At 36.4% G+C, this 17,649-nt stretch carries 16 protein-coding genes; 8 read left to right on the forward strand and 8 right to left on the reverse strand.

Annotation, left to right across the window (positions count from 1 at the left end; genetic code table 11):
* Positions 1–11: 11 nt before the first annotated feature.
* Positions 12–446 carry a 50S ribosomal protein L21 gene (rplU, locus tag JO950_RS10115; protein WP_070905843.1) on the reverse strand — a complete coding sequence of 145 codons (435 nt, stop codon included), beginning with the start codon at positions 444–446 and terminating at the stop codon, positions 12–14.
* 273 nt (positions 447–719) lie between these two features.
* On the opposite strand from rplU, the gene JO950_RS10120 reads away from it, so the two are divergent.
* Entirely contained in the window at positions 720–2,042 is a 1,323-nt protein-coding gene (locus tag JO950_RS10120) for a pitrilysin family protein (RefSeq protein ID WP_017497243.1), read from the forward strand.
* Positions 2,043–2,053: 11 nt separating this feature from the next.
* Positions 2,054–4,102, forward strand: a complete 2,049-nt coding sequence (locus JO950_RS10125) for a pitrilysin family protein (RefSeq protein WP_202702530.1) — start codon at positions 2,054–2,056, stop codon at positions 4,100–4,102.
* Positions 4,103–4,477: 375 nt separating this feature from the next.
* Here the strand turns inward: JO950_RS10125 and JO950_RS10130 are convergent, their stop codons facing one another.
* Both JO950_RS10130 and JO950_RS10135 read right to left on the reverse strand, forming a co-directional pair.
* Entirely contained in the window at positions 4,478–4,711 is a 234-nt protein-coding gene (locus JO950_RS10130) for a hypothetical protein (RefSeq protein WP_202702531.1), read from the reverse strand.
* Between the two features lie 560 nt (positions 4,712–5,271).
* Positions 5,272–6,138: a DMT family transporter gene (locus tag JO950_RS10135; RefSeq protein ID WP_202702532.1), complete on the reverse strand. Its 867-nt coding sequence runs from the start codon at positions 6,136–6,138 to the stop codon at positions 5,272–5,274.
* 103 nt (positions 6,139–6,241) lie between these two features.
* Between JO950_RS10135 and JO950_RS10140 the strand changes: the two genes are divergently transcribed.
* Both JO950_RS10140 and JO950_RS10145 read left to right on the forward strand, forming a co-directional pair.
* Positions 6,242–6,619, forward strand: a complete 378-nt coding sequence (locus JO950_RS10140; RefSeq protein WP_017497247.1) for a heavy-metal-associated domain-containing protein — start codon at positions 6,242–6,244, stop codon at positions 6,617–6,619.
* Positions 6,620–6,734: 115 nt separating this feature from the next.
* On the forward strand, positions 6,735–7,196 hold the full coding sequence (locus JO950_RS10145) for a VOC family protein (RefSeq protein WP_202702533.1): 462 nt from the start codon (positions 6,735–6,737) through the stop codon (positions 7,194–7,196).
* Between the two features lie 289 nt (positions 7,197–7,485).
* Here JO950_RS10145 and gldD read toward each other — a convergent pair whose 3' ends face one another.
* Genes gldD through mutY form a run of 4 tightly spaced genes read right to left on the reverse strand, consistent with a single transcriptional unit; the run spans position 7,486 to position 10,892 of the window.
* Positions 7,486–8,046 (reverse strand): gliding motility lipoprotein GldD, encoded by a 561-nt coding sequence (gene gldD / locus JO950_RS10150; protein WP_202702534.1) that lies wholly within the window; start codon positions 8,044–8,046, stop codon positions 7,486–7,488.
* Between the two features lie 2 nt (positions 8,047–8,048).
* A complete protein-coding gene (locus JO950_RS10155) occupies positions 8,049–9,344 on the reverse strand; it encodes a gliding motility-associated protein GldE (protein ID WP_202702535.1) in 1,296 nt (431 codons plus the stop codon).
* 23 nt (positions 9,345–9,367) lie between these two features.
* Positions 9,368–9,808, reverse strand: coding sequence for a single-stranded DNA-binding protein (locus JO950_RS10160; protein ID WP_017497251.1), 441 nt, complete (start codon positions 9,806–9,808; stop codon positions 9,368–9,370).
* A 37-nt stretch (positions 9,809–9,845) separates the two neighbouring features.
* Positions 9,846–10,892, reverse strand: coding sequence for an A/G-specific adenine glycosylase (gene mutY / locus JO950_RS10165; RefSeq protein WP_202702536.1), 1,047 nt, complete (start codon positions 10,890–10,892; stop codon positions 9,846–9,848).
* Positions 10,893–11,032: 140 nt separating this feature from the next.
* Here mutY and JO950_RS10170 point away from each other — a divergent pair, with 140 nt between their 5' ends.
* The 4 genes from JO950_RS10170 (at position 11,033) to JO950_RS10185 (ending at position 14,938) form a co-directional block, all read left to right on the forward strand.
* Positions 11,033–11,323, forward strand: coding sequence for an HU family DNA-binding protein (locus JO950_RS10170; RefSeq protein ID WP_007805026.1), 291 nt, complete (start codon positions 11,033–11,035; stop codon positions 11,321–11,323).
* A 392-nt stretch (positions 11,324–11,715) separates the two neighbouring features.
* The gene (locus JO950_RS10175) at positions 11,716–13,260 is read left to right on the forward strand and encodes a ribonuclease E/G (protein ID WP_202702537.1); all 1,545 of its coding nucleotides are present in this window, start codon (positions 11,716–11,718) and stop codon (positions 13,258–13,260) included.
* Positions 13,261–13,436: 176 nt separating this feature from the next.
* Complete coding sequence (locus JO950_RS10180; RefSeq protein WP_202702538.1) at positions 13,437–13,715, forward strand: helix-turn-helix domain-containing protein; 279 nt, start codon at positions 13,437–13,439, stop codon at positions 13,713–13,715.
* 2 nt (positions 13,716–13,717) lie between these two features.
* On the forward strand, positions 13,718–14,938 hold the full coding sequence (locus JO950_RS10185; protein WP_202702539.1) for a type II toxin-antitoxin system HipA family toxin: 1,221 nt from the start codon (positions 13,718–13,720) through the stop codon (positions 14,936–14,938).
* 134 nt (positions 14,939–15,072) lie between these two features.
* Here JO950_RS10185 and pbpC read toward each other — a convergent pair whose 3' ends face one another.
* A complete protein-coding gene (gene pbpC, locus JO950_RS10190) occupies positions 15,073–17,448 on the reverse strand; it encodes a penicillin-binding protein 1C (protein WP_202702540.1) in 2,376 nt (791 codons plus the stop codon).
* Positions 17,449–17,649: the final 201 nt, after the last annotated feature.

Below are 17,649 nucleotides of genomic sequence, written 5' to 3' on the forward strand. Positions count from 1 at the left end.
AAATATTGTTATTATTCTTTAGTAGCTTCTTTTTTTGCTTTTGGAGCTGCTTTTTTTGCTTTTGGAGCTTCTGCTTCAGCAGATACTTCTTCAGCTACAACCGCTTTTTTAGCCGCTGCTTTTTTAGTTCCACCAGCTGCAGTAATACCTTCAATTACAATTTGAGTAAGATATTGTCTGTGACCATTTCTCTTTTTGTATCCTTTTCTTCTTTTCTTTTTGAAAACGATAACTTTGTCTCCTTTTAAGTGTTGTAACACTTTAGCTTCTACTGAAGCACCTTCTATAGCTGGGGCGCCTAAAGTTACATTTCCGTTATCGTCTAATAAAAGAACTTTGTCAAAAGAAACTTTTGAACCTTCTTCGTTAGCCAAACGGTGAACATAAACCTTTAAGTCTTTGCTTACTTTAAATTGTTGCCCTGCTATCTCTACGATTGCATACATACCAAATTGATTTATTGATTTTTAAGGTTGCAAATATACAACTAATAATTTACTGTGCAATCCCTTATTCTAAAAATATTTATTTCTGCTTTATGTCTGTTTTTCAAGGCGTTTCTGCACTCCAAAAAAGCTATTTAGAAGTAAAATACTGTTAAAATTTAATCATTTCATCCCTGTTTTCCTAAATGCTAATTAAAAAAACCTATTTTTGATGTAACGATAATCAACTCTTGACTACCTATTTATTAGGTAAATATAAATTTATTAATCTTTATGAAAAATTCAATCATTATGTTAAGTGCGGCACTAATGCTCGGCGGAGTGGCTCATGCTCAAAAGGTAGCTTTTGAAGAATACAATTTAGACAACGGTATGCACGTCATTTTACACAATGATCCTTCTGCTCCGGTTGTGATTACCTCGGTTATGTACCATGTAGGATCAAAAGACGAACGTCCGGACCGAACGGGTTTTGCACATTTCTTTGAACATTTATTATTTGAAGGAACTAAAAATATCAAACGCGGCGAATGGATGAAGATTGTTACTGCTAATGGAGGTGTAAACAACGCCAACACTACTGACGACAGAACCTATTACTACGAAGTTTTACCTTCGAACAACCTAGAACTTGGCTTATGGATGGAATCGGAAAGATTAATGCATCCGATTATCAATAAAATTGGAGTTGACACTCAAAACGAAGTGGTTAAGGAAGAAAAAAGACTGCGTTATGACAATCAGCCTTACGGAAACATCTTGCCGGTTGTAAAAGAAAATATGTTCAAAAAACATCCGTACCGCTGGACCACTATTGGTTCCATGAAAGATCTGGATGCCGCAACTCTTGAAGAATTTCAGGCATTCAATAAAAAATTCTACACCCCAAACAATGCTGTTTTAGTGGTGGCAGGTGATTTTGACAAAGCCAAAACAAAAGAATGGATTCAGAAATATTTCGCTCCAATTCCAAAAGGAGAAGAATTAAAAAAACAAACTTACGTAGAAGAACCAATCAATCAGACCATAAAAGCCACTTACGAAGATCCGAACATTCAGATTCCAATGGTAGTTGCTTCGTACAGAACACCATCGATGAAAACCAGAGATGCGAGAGTTCTGGATTTGATTTCTTCTTACTTAAGTGATGGAAAAAGCTCTAAACTGTACAAAAAAATTGTAGACGACAAGAAAATGGCGCTTCAGATTGGAGCAGTAGGATTTAGTCAGGAAGATTACGGAATGTACATTTTATACGGCTTGCCAATGGCTCCTAATACAACAGCCGACATCTTAAAAGAAATGGACGAAGAAATTGTAAAAATTCAAACGGACTTAATTTCTGAAAAAGATTATCAAAAATTACAAAACAAATTCGATAATAATTTTGTGAATGCCAATTCAACAGTAGAAGGAATAGCAGAAAATCTGGCTTCTTTCTATCTGCTTTACGGAGATGTTAATTTGATAAATACCGAGATCGACCTTTATCACTCTATCACCAGAGAAGAGATCAGAGAAGTAGCAAAAAAATACCTAAACCCTAACCAGCGTTTAATTTTAGACTATATCCCTTCAACTAAAGCTCAAAACTAAGTCATCGAATCATGAAAAAAATACATACATTTTTAATCCTTTTATTCCTAACTGGAATTATGCAAGCACAAGACCGTCCACAACCAAAACCAGGCAATTCTCCTGTAGTCAACATCAAAAAGCCACAAACTTTTGTTTTGGCGAACGGGATGAAAGTTTTGGTGGTTGAAAATCATAAATTACCAAGAGTAAGCTTTACTCTAACCCTTGATAACGCTCCTTTTGCAGAAGGAAACAAAAAAGGGGTCGACGAATTAACAAGCGCCTTAATTGGTAACGGAACTAAAAAAACAACAAAAGAAACTTTTAACGAAGAGATCGACTTTTACGGAGCAAATATTAATTTTTCTTCATCAGGAGCTTCCGGAAGTTCACTTTCCAAATATTCAGGACGCGTTCTGGAGCTTTTAGCTGAAGGAGCTTTACAGCCAAACTTCACGCAATCAGAATTTGATAAAGAAAAAGCAAAATTAATCGAAGGACTTAAAGCCGACGAAAAAAGTGTTCCGGCAATTGCCAGCAGAGTTGTTGACGTTTTAGCGTTTGGAAAAAACCATCCATCCGGAGAATATCTTTCAGAAGCAACAGTGAAAAATGTGACTCTTGCTGATGTTCAGTCTAATTACGCGACCTATTTTGTTCCTGAAAATGCTTATTTGGTAATCATAGGTGATGTTAAATTTAAAGAAACGAAAGCTGCTGTAGAAAAACTTTTTAGCGGATGGAAAAAACAGGCTACGCCAAAAAACACCTATCCGGCTCCTGAAAATGCTGCTAAACTTCAAATTGATTTTGTTGACGTTCCAAATGCAGTTCAATCTGAAATTTCATTGGTGAATACGGTGAATTTGAGAATGAGCGATCCTGATTTCTTCCCTGCTGTGATTGCAAATCAAATTTTAGGGGGTGATTTCAACAGTTACCTGAACATGAATTTACGTGAAAAACATGGTTGGACGTATGGCGCAAGATCAAGTATCGACGGAGGAAAATATGTAACTAAATTCAAAGCTTCTTCTGCCGTTAGAAATACGGTTACGGATAGTGCAGTGGTAGAATTTGTAAAAGAAATCAAAAGAATCAGAACTGAAAAAGTTTCTGAAGATATTTTGAAAAATGTAAAAGCGGGATATATTGGACGTTTTGTAATGCAGGTTGAAAAACCACAAACTGTTGCACGATATGCTTTAAACATTGAAACAGAAAAACTTCCTGCCGATTTCTACGAAAAATACATTCAAACCATCAATAGCGTTACTGCCGATGATGTTTATCGTGTTGCCAACAAATATTTCATGCTGGACAATATGAGAATCGTAATTGCCGGAAAAGGATCTGATGTACTAACAGGTTTAGAAAAACTTCAAATTCCGATTTTCTATTTCGATAAATACGGAAATCCTGTTGAAAAACCAGTAACTAAAAAAGAAGTTCCAGCCGGAATTACTGCTAAAACTGTTTTCGAAAACTACCTTAAAGCAATTGGCGGAGAAAAAGTAGTTGCTACTGTAAAAACACTTTCGATGACAGGATCTACTACTATTCCTCAAGCTCCTTCTCCTTTGACTTTTACTTCTAAATTAGATTCAAAAGGAAAAATGATGGTATCTCTTGCGATGGGACCAATGAATTTAATGAAACAGGTTGTAAATGATAAAGGTGCTTATATCGAGCAACAAGGACAACGCAAAAACCTTGAAGGAAATGATCTTGCCGAAATGAAAGCCAGCGCTGCTCCGTTTGAGGAACTTCAACTTGTAAAAAGAGCCGACTTAAAAGTAGAAAGTATTGAACCAATAAACGGTAAAGATGCCTACGCAATCAAAGACGGTAAAACAACTTATTTCTATGACGTTGCATCAGGATTAAAACTTGCCGAATCAAAAGTTCGTGAACAAGGCGGAAAATCAGCAACGCAAATTACCAACTTCAACGATTATAAAGACGTAAAAGGAGTTAAAATTCCTTTCAATATCGTTCAGAACGTAGGTTTTGAGTTAGACATCAAAATGTCTGATATCAAAATCAACGAAGGAGTTTCTGAAGCAGATTTCTTGTAAGATACTGAGATGCTAAGATACTAAGGTGCTGAGGCGCTAAGATTTTTTTTAGGCTTAGTCAGAGTTTAAAACTTTGACTAAGCCTTTTCTTTTTTTGCCAAACAGAGCGAAGTCGAAGCTTTGTCAAACTGAGGCAAAACAAAGCTTTGTCAGACCAAACGAAATCAAAGCTTTGTCCGGCTGAGCGAAGTCGAAGTTTTGTCCGACTGAGCGAAGTCGAAGTTTTGTCCGGCTGAGCGAAGTCGAAGCCCCCCCGTTCCAATTGGTACGCCCTTCGACTCCGCTTCCTTCGACTCCGCTCAGGGCGACAAAACAAAACAAAACAAAACAAAACAAAAAGAAGGCTGTCAATTACGACAGCCTTTCTTATTTTAATCATTCAACCTCTAAATAAGGACTTAAAATTTCTGCTAATTCATTCAGCCAGTAGAAGCCGTTTTCAAGGCTTGTTTTGTCTGTCTCAAATGTTTCACATTCTCTCATCATACTTAAAGCAAGCAGATAATTTACTTTTCGAATGGTCTTTGCCATAAATTCAGGATCTACCGATTTGTTGAAGAAATCAATCAACTTCAATTCTGTTTCTTTCGAAAGGGTGTTTGTACTCATAATCTTAACTTTTAGGGAAATATAAAACCCGCATAGCTAAGGTGTCCTACGCTGTTAAGAAAGCGTTACGGTCGTTTCCAATCCCGCCACCATACTACACGGGCAATTTTTTTTTCTAAATTCATAATCTTAACTATTAGGACCATAAAGATACCTAAAAATTTTAAATGAGTAAGATTTTTCAGTCAAAATTAAACACAAAACATCGCATGTCATTTCGACGAACGAGAAATCACACCAGAATCCCATCCCAATTATCGTCAATCTTTGTCGAATTACGAGTGTGATTTCTCCCTTCGGTCGAAATGACAACTTCACGATAAATCAATGTCAGGCTGAGCGAAGTCGAAGCCCCCATCCCAATTGTCGTCAATCTTTGTCGAATTACGAGTGTGATTTCTCCCTTCGGTCGAAATGACAACTTCACGATAAATCAATGTCAGGCTGAGCGAAGTCGAAGCCCCCATCCCAATTGGCACCCTTCGACTTCGCTGAGGGTAACATTCGCACAAAATCAAAATCACATCTAACCTTTTACAAATATCATTTCACAGCTAAACTTACTTCTTAGCCGATAAATATACTCCAATCAAAATTATAAAAGCACCAAAAAACTGAATTGGCGTAAGCATTTCGTTATCCAAAAGCCCCCAGAAAAATGCCACAATCGGAATTAAATACGTTACCGAAGTTGCAAATACAGGCGATGAAATTTGGATTAATTTAAAAAACAAAACATTCGCAATTCCGGTTCCAAGAACCCCTAAAATCATGACAAACCAAATAGAATGCTGTGTCGCTTCAAGGCTTATTCTTTGCGGAAAATCGGTCGTACTCAGAATAAGCAAAGCCGGAATAAGCAATACCGCAAAATTTCCGGTTGTGATGCTGAGCGAATTTAAATCGGATAAGTATTTTTTAATCAGATTGACATTTATGGCATAACTAAGCGTTGCGATAACCACCAGAATCACATAATAATAATTTTGTCCCGGATGCGAAGACGCTCCGCTTAAAACCAACAATAAACACCCCACCAAACCAATAAAAACGCCTAAAACCTGTCTTTTTTGAAATTGGACTCCAAAAATAAGTATCCCTAAAATCAATGTATTTAGAGGGGTAAGCGAGTTCATAATGGCTACAATTGAACTGTCGACTTCGGTTTCGGCAATGGCAAAAAGAAAAGCCGGTATAAAAGTTCCGAAGAAAGACGTTATGGCGACAAATTTCCACTGACGGCGGGAGATCTTCTTCAAACTTCTGAACCCGACAATCAATAAAAATAAAGCTGCAAAAATAATCCGGAACGAACCTACCTGAACTGCTGTGAGTCCAACCAAACCTCTTTTGATAAGAATAAAAGAACTTCCCCAGATTAGTGAAAGCACCAATAAATAGGCCCACTTTAATTGTTTTGCATCCATAAAACGTATTTTAGTGCAAATTTGTAATAATTTTACGAATTGACCTCTTCCTTTTTACTAATTTTGCAAAGAACATTTTTTCGCAAATTAAAATCTTAAAAATATGAAATTTACAAGAATCATAGCTTCGATTGCTATTGCAGGTTTAGTACTGGTAAGCTGCAAAAAAGAAGAAGATAAAAACCTGGCTAACATCAAAAATATAGAATCAGCTCCAAAAGAACACAAAGCAATTGCCGCTGAAAATGTACAGACTTCAAGTTTTAAAATCGAAGGAATGACTTGCGCAATGGGATGTGCCAAAACGATCGAGAAAGAATTATCGAATCTGGACGGTGTAGAAAAAGCAACCGTTGATTTTGAGAAAAAAACAGCAACTGTTGTATTTGACAAAACGGTTCAAAACCAGGAAAATTTAACCAAGACAGTTCAGGCAACCGGAGACGGCAAAACGTATAAAGTTTTAGATATCAAATCGTAATTTGACGATGGTTCAGTTCTAAAAAGACTGACAAAAAATAAATCTTTAAACAGTAGTAAACTCAGGCTTGCTACTGTTTTTTTTATGAATCATTTCAATACAGCCCTAAAAAACAATGGAACTTAAATTTAGCCACATAGACATTTTAGTTAACGACCTGCAATCGGCATGCGACTATTATGCGAAAATCCTCGGAGCAGAGATCTCAAAAAAATTCACCTGGGAGAGAGATGAATTACACGTTGTATATGCCGTTGTAAAAATTGGTCAGGAACGATTTATGCTGGTTCAGCCTTTTTCCGGAAATCTAAGGAATTTATTGGAAACAAAAGGCGAAGGAACAATTTATCGCCACTGCTATTCCACTCCCGACATCGAAGTGGCTTTTGATGAATTGATCAATTCAGGCGTACAGCCAGAGGACGAGAACGGAAATCCGCTGTCACGAGAAAGTCTTAACACTCCAAGTGGTGTTAGAATCATCTGGCTTCCGAAACGTTTTGGAGAATTCTCGATTGAAATCCTTGAAGAATCAGGACTTCAACAATTTATGAATGAAGCTTTTTCTGCTTCCTAAGTTGTGGAAAATAAAACTCGGGGGCCATATCGTGTAAATCTGCTTTTGCCCCTTCAGGGCAATACTCCCCATTTATTTAGTTCATAGTGCGTTGCACTATGCTCGTTTTTCTTTTGGGCTTTCAGCCCGCTTCATCCGCAATTTTTATACCTGATCGTAAATTTTCTCAGTTCACAGGTTTACGGATTGATCCAAAATTCAGCCTTTACAAACCCAAAAAGGCTTTCAAATAAAATGCCCCCAAATAGTATTTAACTTTTTGAGGGCAGTATAAAATCAAGTCTATCGTTTATTTCCACTTTAATGTTTCCATTAGTCTTTGCATATCATTTCGAATATAACTCGCAGCCGGCATAACCGAATCGAAATTAGGCTTCGCATAAAAATAAACCGATCCTGTGATAAAGTGTTTTGTACTGTCTGTAACGTAAAATTGTGAGTTTGTAGCGGCATTTCCGTCTACGCGGTAAAACATTCCGTAAACCTTTTTTTGAGGGTTTAAATAAGGCTGTTCTAAAATATCATCTGCTTTAATAACATGCTCGTAGGTTAACTTCTGAGCATCTTTGAGCAATTTCACAATATCTCCATGTACCGGCTTATAAGTGAGGTAAATTGTAGCTTTCATCTTTGGATAGGTAATCGCAAATCCGCAATTTTTCTCTCCTTTGATTACGGCCGCTTCATTCATTTCAAAAGTAAAAGGGCAATTGTTTTCAAAACCTACATATTTGGCTTCAGGATAGTCCAAACGAAGGAAACCGGCAGGTTTTGGCACTACATCATCTTTACAACTTAAAACAGTCAATGCCAGTAAAATTGTTGCTAGTGAAATGGTCTTTTTTAGCATTCTTAATCTATTGTTACTTTTATTTGTTTTACACGTTTCTTATCCACTGTTTCTATAGTAAAAACACAGTTTTCGAACGCTATTTTCTGATCTTTTTTAGGGAAATTACCCAAAATCTCTAAAATGAATCCGGCCAATGTCTCGGCTTCACCTTTATGAGATTCAAAGATTTCTTCATTAACCGCTACGATTCTGTAAAAATCCTTGAGATTAATTTTTCCTTCAAAAAGAAAATTCTTTTCATCTATCTGAGAGAAATTCAAATTCTCGTCGTCAAACTCATCACTAATATCCCCTACAATCTCCTCAATAACGTCTTCCAGAGAGACTAATCCTGACGTTCCGCCATATTCATCCACCACTATCGCCAAATGGCTTTTAAGGCTCTGAAAATCCTTCAATAAATTATCCAGCTTCTTGTTCTCCGGAACAAAAAATGCTTTTCTGATTAAAGAGGTCCAGTCAAATTCTTCCTTATCAATATGCGGCAACAAATCCTTGACAAACAAAACGCCTTCTATCTGGTCTATATTGTCGCGATATACCGGAATTCTCGAAAAGCCTTTTTCTATTATTTTAGGACAAATCCCGGAAAAAGGTTCTGACATTTCTAAAGCAAAAATATCAATTCTTGGGCTCATGACCTGCTTTGTATCAGTATTACCAAAAGATACGATCCCTTCCAGTATTTTTTGCTCTTCTGTTGACGTACCTTGTGAATCTGTCAATTCTAAGGCTTGTGAAAGTTGATTTACAGAGAAATTATTCTTCTGTTTCCCCAATTTATGATGCAAATATAGCGTAACACTTCGCATCGGCAAACTGATTGGAGTGAGTAATTTATCTAATACAGCCAATGGATAGGCAGTTCGTTTTGCAAATTTTACATTGTTACGGCTGGCATAAACTTTAGGAAGTACTTCCCCGAACAACAAAATTAGCGAAGTAACCAGAACAATCTCAAGAATAAACTTAAGGGCCGGCGACTCTATGTCTCCAAAAATATTCCGGCCTGTAAAGGAAAACAGAATAACGGTTGCGATATTAAAAAGATTATTAGCCACTAATAAGGTCGCGAGAAGTTTCTTAGGCCTGTCCAAAAGGTCGGAAATAATTTTTCCTTTTGAATGATTCTCCTGCAAGGTGTCGTCGATATCTTTTTGAGACAAAGAGAAAAGTGCCACTTCGGCACCTGAAACTATCGCTGATAAAAACAGCAAAATAAATATTCCGACAAAGCCAATTATCAAATTGATGTCTACTGTCGTATTAAGAAACAAACTGGGCTCCGGGTCCAAATTAAAAAGAATTAGTTATACATTCAAAAAGGCAGATCATTTATAGGTAAGCCTTCATTTGCTGCGTCAAAGTTAGTGTTTTTTGGTGACTCACTGTCCTGGTTAGGCTTATGATTTCCGGTTTCTTTTTTGGTATTCAAGAAAGTAAACTCAGTCACCTGAATTTCTGTGGTATATTTTGTAGTACCGTCTTCAGCTTGCCATTGACGTGATTTTATACGTCCTTCAATAAATATCTTGTCTCCTTTCGACAAATATTTCTCGCAAATTTCGGCCGCTTTATTACGTACAACTAAATTGTGCCATTCGGTTGAAGTTATTTTTTCATTGGTCGTTTTATTGATATACACTTCGTTTGTAGCCAATTGAAAACGTCCGATGCAGTTTCCTCCCTCAAAATAATGCATTTTTACATCATCGCCTAAATGGCCGATTAACATCACTTTATTTAATGTTCCGTTCATAGTTTTTTAGTGGTATTTATACCAAAGATACATTTTTTTAGCAAATTATTTCCTGCTTTTCCAGAAAATTGTGAATCACAATTGGAAAAGGAAAAACATTTAACTCACTAGCTTTCAAGCCATTTTCTATTAAACCCTCAATTCTAACCCTCCAGAACTGTATGTGCAGATGTTGGTGCGAAAGTTTATGAATAACAGTACTTTCGGCATAATCTTCTATACCTATAATTGTATACGACGAAAAAACAGTGTCTGTAACTGCTTTCGAAACTACATCAAAGTCTACGATTTTATCCGTTTCCAAAAGCGGAAACTCATACAGATTGTGCCAGATTCCTTTTGCCGTTCTTTTTTGAAGTATAGTATTTCCTAAAGCATCTTCTACAATGAGATAATTAAAGAAACGATTGGTTACTTTTACTTTCTTAGATTTAACAGGCAAAACGGCTACCTTTTTCTTTTGTAATGCTGCACAGCTATCATTAAAGTCACAAACCGTACAATCAGGACTTTTAGGCACGCATTGTAAAGCTCCAAACTCCATTATCGCCTGATTAAAAATAGCAGGGTTATCCTTTGGCATTAATTCATAAGCCAGTTCGGTAAACTCTTTTTTCGTTGCAGGCGAAGCGATATCAGATTCAATATCAAAATAACGAGAAAGCACTCTGAATACATTTCCATCCACTACAGGAACAGTCTCATTATAAGAAAAGGAGGCAATTGCTGCAGCCGTGTATTCTCCAACACCTTTTAATTTTAAAAGTTCTTTATAGCTAGGAGGAAAAACACCGTTGAGCTCATTGGCGACATATTGAGCCGTTTTATGCAAATTTCGGGCACGGGAATAATACCCTAATCCCTGCCAAAGTTTCAAAACCTGCTCTTCTGAAGCATTTGCTAAATCATATACGGTAGGAAATTCCTTCGTAAAAGCAAAAAAATAGGGTGTTCCTTGCGCAACTCGAGTCTGTTGCAACATAATTTCTGAGAGCCAAATATGGTATGGATTGGTCGTTTTACGCCATGGCAAATCACGTTTGTTTTGTAAATACCATTTTATCAACACGTTAGAAAAATTCATTGCAAAATACTTAGAATACAAAAGTAAATGTTTATGTAATTAAAATTTAACGATTTAGCTTGATTAATTATTTTTTTAATTCTTATATTTGCAAACTCAAAAAAATAGTACACCATTTATAAAATAAAATAGGAAAGAAAATGACGAAAGCAGATATCGTAGCGAAAATTTCGGAGAAACTAGGTCTTGAAAAAGGAGATGTTCAAGCAACAGTTGAAACTTTTATGGAAGAAGTTAAAACTTCACTAGAAACTGGAGACAATGTTTACCTAAGAGGTTTTGGAAGTTTTATTGTAAAAACAAGAGCTGAAAAAACTGGTAGAAACATTTCTAAAAACACTACTATCAAAATTCCAGCACACAATATTCCTGCGTTTAAACCTGCAAAAGTTTTTGTAGAAGGAGTAAAAACAAATAACGAAGCAAAGTAATACTATTAATTAATTATAAAATCGACACGATATGCCAAGTGGTAAAAAAAGAAAGAGACATAAGGTAGCTACTCACAAACGTAAAAAAAGAGCGAGAGCTAACCGTCACAAGAAGAAAAAGTAGTTTTAAACTACTTTTTTCTTTTTAAACGTTCATTGAAATTGGAATTGAGTCTCAGTAAACAGTCACAGTTTGCAGCCTAAAACTGTTAACTGCTACTGCTAACTGCTTACAAAAATTCCCCCGGGTTCAATACCTGTTAAAAATATTGTTTAATCCATCCTTACAATTAGGCCTTAAGCTATAAGCTTTAAGCTTTAAGCAAATTTATTTTGCCTATTGCCTACTGCCTACTGCCTATTGCTAGAAAGTTCGGATAAAAATTTACAGTGTGAATAAAGAATTAATCATTAGATCTAGTTCTGAAGCCGTAGATTTTGCCTTATTAAAAGATGGAAAACTAATTGAATTACACAAAGAAGAAGAGAAAAGCAACTTTCAGGTTGGTGATATTTTTATTGCTAAAATCCGAAAACCAGTTGCCGGACTTAATGCTGCTTTTGTAAATGTAGGCTTCGAAAAAGACGCTTTTTTACATTATCACGACTTAGGTCCAAACTTAGCTTCTCAACTGAAATTCATAAAACTTGTAAGCGCAGGTAAAATAAAAGATTTCTCCCTAAAAACCTTTCAGTTTGAAAAAGAGATTGACAAAGATGGCATCATTACTGATATTTTAAGTGCCAATCAATCTGTTTTAGTTCAAGTTGTAAAAGAACCTATCTCGACCAAAGGGCCAAGGATAAGCGCTGAGCTTTCACTGGCAGGAAGATTTATTGTTCTCGTTCCGTTTTCTGACCGTGTTTCTATTTCTCAAAAAATAGAAGACAAAAAAGAAAAGGATCGTCTAAAAAAACTTGTTCTATCGATCAAACCTAAAGGATTTGGTGTTATTGTTCGCACAGTAGCCGAAGGCAAAAACGTAGCCGAATTAGAAAAAGATTTGCAGAACCTGCTTGGCAGATGGACTGCAATGTGTAAAAAATTACCAACTGCTCATCATCCCTCAAAAGTATTAGGAGAACTCAACAGAGCTTCTTCCATATTAAGAGACGTTTTCAACGATACCTTTAGTGGTATTCAAATAGATGATGAAGAGTTGTACCATCAAACGAAGGAATATCTGCAAGAAATTGCACCTTCAAAACAATCGATTGTTAAGTTTTATCAATCAAATGACACTCCAATTTTTGAGAAATACAATATAGAGAGACAAATCAAAACTTCTTTTGGAAGAACCGTCTCCATGAGTAAAGGTGCTTATCTTATTATCGAACATACTGAAGCTCTTCACGTTATAGACGTAAATAGCGGAAATCGTTCGAATAAAGCAACCAACCAGGAAGACACTGCCATGGAAGTGAATATGATTGCCGCCGCCGAAATTGCCAGACAACTTCGTTTGCGTGATATGGGCGGAATAATCGTAGTTGATTTTATCGATATGTCTAATCCAGAAAACAGGAAGGTTTTGTTCGACTTCTTGCGAGAAGAAATGAGCGACGATAAAGCAAAGCATAAAATCTTACCGCCTAGTAAATTTGGTTTAGTTCAAATTACCAGACAACGCGTAAGACCAGAAGTTAATATTAAAACCAGAGAAGAAGATCCAAACAATGAACATGGCGAAATTGAAGCGCCAATTTTAATCATTGATAAAATCTCATCTGATTTAGATAGAATTCTAAAAACCCACAAAAGTGTTGTGCTTAACGTACATCCGTTTGTGGCTGCATACCTCAGTAAAGGTTTTCCATCATTACGTTCAAAATGGTTTTTTGAACATAAGAAATGGGTGAAAATCATACCTCGTGACGCTTACACGTACTTAGAATACCATTTCTATGATAAAAAAGGAAATGTTATTTCAGAATAAAAACAAAACCGTCTCGTTTTTTTTAACGAGACGGTTTTTTTATGCCTTTTCGCGAACCTAAACTGTAAACCTTATTAAACAAGTATAACATCCTAAATAGATCCCTGAAAAATAATAGATAATATATTATCCAATATAGTATAAATTTTGTATATTTAGCTAATATTTTAGCCAAAATGAAAAACTACTCCATCAACAAAACACCTAGTCAGGTTCAAAGTGAATTAGCCGAGCAATTCAGAAAGTTCAGAAAAAGCAAAAAAATAGCACAATCTGAATTAGCCAATAAATCTGGCGTTTCCCTGGGAAGTATCAAGCGTTTTGAGCAAACTGGGCAAATCTCACTAGAATCTCTATTAAAACTCGCCCACCTCTTTGATCGATTAGAGGATTTCAATTCTATATTTAAAATTGACACCAATTTAAAAGAAATTGAAAAATTATTTAAACCTTAATTATGCAAAATACTTCAAAAGTAAAAACCTTTTTAAATCTTGGAAGCCATAAGACAGAAATAGGTGATTTAGTGCAAAATAAAAACAAAATCTATTTCAAATACCATCCCGATTTTATAGAAGGCAGCTTAGAAATTTCACCCTTTAAAATGAAATTATCCAGAGAAATCCTCACTCCGAACGAACTTCATTTTGACGGACTTTTTGGTGTTTTCTCTGATTCTATTCCTGATGGATGGGGGAAATTACTGCTTGACAGAAAATTACTCTCTGAAGGAATCAGCTTAAATAGTATAACAGCATTAGACCGATTAACTTTTATTGATAATAATAGCATTGGAGCCATTTCATATGAGCCAGAACATGAAAACACAAACAACCTTTCAAGTAACATTGATTTAGATCATATTTCAGATGAAATAACAACTATTCTAAACGGAACTTCTGAAGAAATAATAGAAGAACTGTTTCAACTTGGAGGCTCATCCGGTGGAGCAAGACCCAAAATCTTAGTAGGCTTTAATTCCAAAACAGAACAACTATTTTATGGAAAATCTGATTTACCGGATGATTTCGAACATTGGATCATTAAATTCCCTTCTTCTAATGATTTGCCAGACATCGCATTAATTGAATACGCTTACAATAAAATGGCGCAAAATGCAGGAATTGAAGTCAACGAATTTCGCTTATTCAAAAGTAAAAAAGGCAATTATTTTTTTGGTTGTAAACGTTTTGACAGAATAAAGAATGAAAAAATCCACCTTCACTCTGTGTCAGGATTATTACATGACAACTACAGAATGAGCACTTTAGATTACGGACATTTAATGGATTGTGCATTTATATTAGAAAAAGACTTTAATGCCTATGCCAAAGTATTACGATTGGCTACTTTTAATGTTTTGGCACATAACAGAGACGACCATAGTAAAAATTTCTCTTTTCTGATGAATAAAAATGGAGATTGGAAATTTTCACCTGCTTATGATCTGACTTTTTCTAATTCCTCATACGGGCTTCATAGTACAACTGTAGCCGGAGAAAGCAAAAACCCCGGACTAAAGCAACTACATGAATTAGCGAGACATTTTGGTGTTAAAAATGCGAATCAAATTTTTGAAGAAGTAAGTCAATCCTTGAGTCTGTTCGAAAAAATAGCATCTTCCTTAGATATCAGCAAAAGCTCTGTCAAACTAATAAAAAGCAATTTATTAGTTTAATCCCATTTTTCAAAAAAAATCAAATGTCCGTCTGCGCAAAGTCAAAGATACGCCAGGAAAAACTTCTATCCCGCTCAGACAGAAAACATCCTGATCTCTAATTGGTTTTTAGAATTTAAACTTTGCCCCTCCTTTTACTCCCTCACAATTTCAATTTTTCGTCTGATTTCATTGCCAGAAGCATCTACTACTGTGATATAATGCGTTCCTGAAGTAGGCGTAACCGGCAATTCGTGAAAAGTTTTTGTGGTGGCTTTATAAACGTCATCCACGTACCAAAAAAGCTCTTTTTCTCTTTCGGAATAGGCTACTTTTAAAATCACGGGCTGAACTTTGCTATTAAAATCTTTGGTTAAATAAATTTTACCATTGGTTTTGGGATAAATAAAATCCATTGTTGTGGTTTGTGTACCCTGGCAGCCTTCTTTAAACGGAGGCAAAGGCAAGTACTCAATATGCTGGCTTTTGTAATACCATGCCATAACCGGAGGCAGAACAAACCAGTTTTTTGTCACCATATTATCAATACTCTCACAACTGCTGTTTACCTGAAATTGTCCGGTTATATCGAGATGAACCGTTTTGTGATACGGACAAACGCTGGTCGATTTCCCTTTTTTGGGAACCCATTGCTTTATTTTCGGACAGCCGTCTTTGGCCAAATAACCGCTTAAACGACAAACCTCAACTTCTGCTAAATCTTTATAAGGCGTTTGAAACCATCTTTGTCTTGGCAGTAAATTAAAAACATCAAATAAAATCGGTGCGGCACTTGTAACTCCTGTTAAAGTAGGCCTCCCCTCACCTGTTGCATTCCCAACCCAGATTCCCACCACATATCTTGAATTTGTACCAATTGCCCAGGCATCGCGATTACCAAAACTGGTTCCGGTTTTCCAGGCAATTTTAAGCGAGCTGTCGTAAAACTTCCAGGCTTCATCTCCTTCCGGCCTGTTGACCTCTTCCATGGCGTTGTAAGCCGCCCAAATTGATCCGGCACCCAAGATATTCTTCTGATCACTTTCGGAGCCAAAATCGGGCTCAAAATTGCTCTTATAATTTAATTCCGTAAATTCATTCGTTCGGTATTGAGCCTGATTCTTAACATAATAATTTAGTGTAGAAGACAGATTTGCATACGTTCGGCATAAATCCCACAAATTGCTTTCGGCCCCTCCTAAAATAAGGGATAATCCATAATGATCGGGTGTTTTATTGATATCCTTCAATTTAAATTTCTGCAATTCCTCATAAAATTTATTCACGCCAAACTCCTGCAGCATCAAAACCGACGGGATATTGAGAGAGCGCGACAAAGCCCGATGTGCCGGCACTGCTCCGTCAAAGGTCAGATTGAAATTTTGCGGAGTATACCCTGCAATCTGTGTTGGAATATCCGCAACTAATGTGTTCGGCAGTAATTCACCATCGTCCAGCATTCCCGCATATAAAAGAGGTTTCAAGATACTCCCTGTACTTCTGGGTGCGTCAATAATATCAACATCTTTTTGATGGTCTTTATCGGTTGGCGCATTCCCCACGTAACTGATTACATTTCGATTGGAAACATCAATGACCAAAATCGCCAGATTGTGTACTTCATTCTGTTTGTATTGATTGTAATAATATCTCGCAATTTGATTGACTCTGTTTTGCAGCGCATAATCAATCGTAGTCTTTACCCTTGTTCCTTCCTGATCTTTAGCGGCTCTTTGCAATAAATGAGGCGCTATCTGAGGCAAATCATACGGTTTTTGAGGCAAAGGTTCTTCAATAGCAAGTTCATACGTTTGCTGATCGATTACACCTTCTTTATGCAGTTTAAGAAGAAGTCGGTTTCGCTTGTTCAATAATTTGATCTGATTTTTTCCCGGATAGATTAGACTCGGTGCATTAGGTAAAACTGCCAAAGTAGCGTTCTCTGCCCATGATAATTGATTGGACTGAACGCCAAAATAACGCCACGAGGCCATTTCGAGCCCGACAACATTGCCTCCAAACGGAGCATGGGCCGCATACAACTCGAGAATTTCATCTTTAGAATAGCCTAACTCCAATCGCGTGGCGAGAATCATTTCAATCAATTTTTCAAAATAGGTTCTTCCTTTTCCTTTTCGGGACAATCGGATGACTTGTTGCGTCAGTGTGCTTCCTCCGCGAACTACTTTTCCTGCTTTTTGGTTTTGTTTGATGGCATTTACCATCGCAACCGGATTAAAACCGGGGTGTTTATAGAAATATTCATCTTCAAAATAAACAATACATTTTTTGAATTTATCCGGTACACTATCCTGCGCCGGAAAACGCCATTGCCCGTCAGGAGCGATTTTAGCCCCCAGCAGTTCTCCTTCTTTACTTTCGATAACCGTTGAGTACGGCTCTTTAAACAAGGTTCGGGGAATGGAGAAATAATAAATCAGCAAGAGCACAAATGCAATTGCTGATTTTATTTTATTCTTTTTAATCCAATTTATAATGCGTTGTGAAAACGCTATGAGTTTATTTTTCAACGTAATATTTATTTAACCGCGAAGGCGCAAAGTCCGCAAAGTTTTTTTGCTCGCAGATTTGGCAGATTTTCTTTTCTCTTTTAAATCTGCAAAATCTGCGTGAAACTATATTTTACTACAAAGTTCACAAAGTTTTTTAGCCACAGATTATACAGATTACCACGATTATTTTCTTTCGCTACGACTCAAACGATAGCGAAC

Origin of the sequence: Flavobacterium sp. UGB4466 (assembly GCF_903469665.1) — a bacterium.
Taxonomy (GTDB): domain Bacteria; phylum Bacteroidota; class Bacteroidia; order Flavobacteriales; family Flavobacteriaceae; genus Flavobacterium; species Flavobacterium lipolyticum.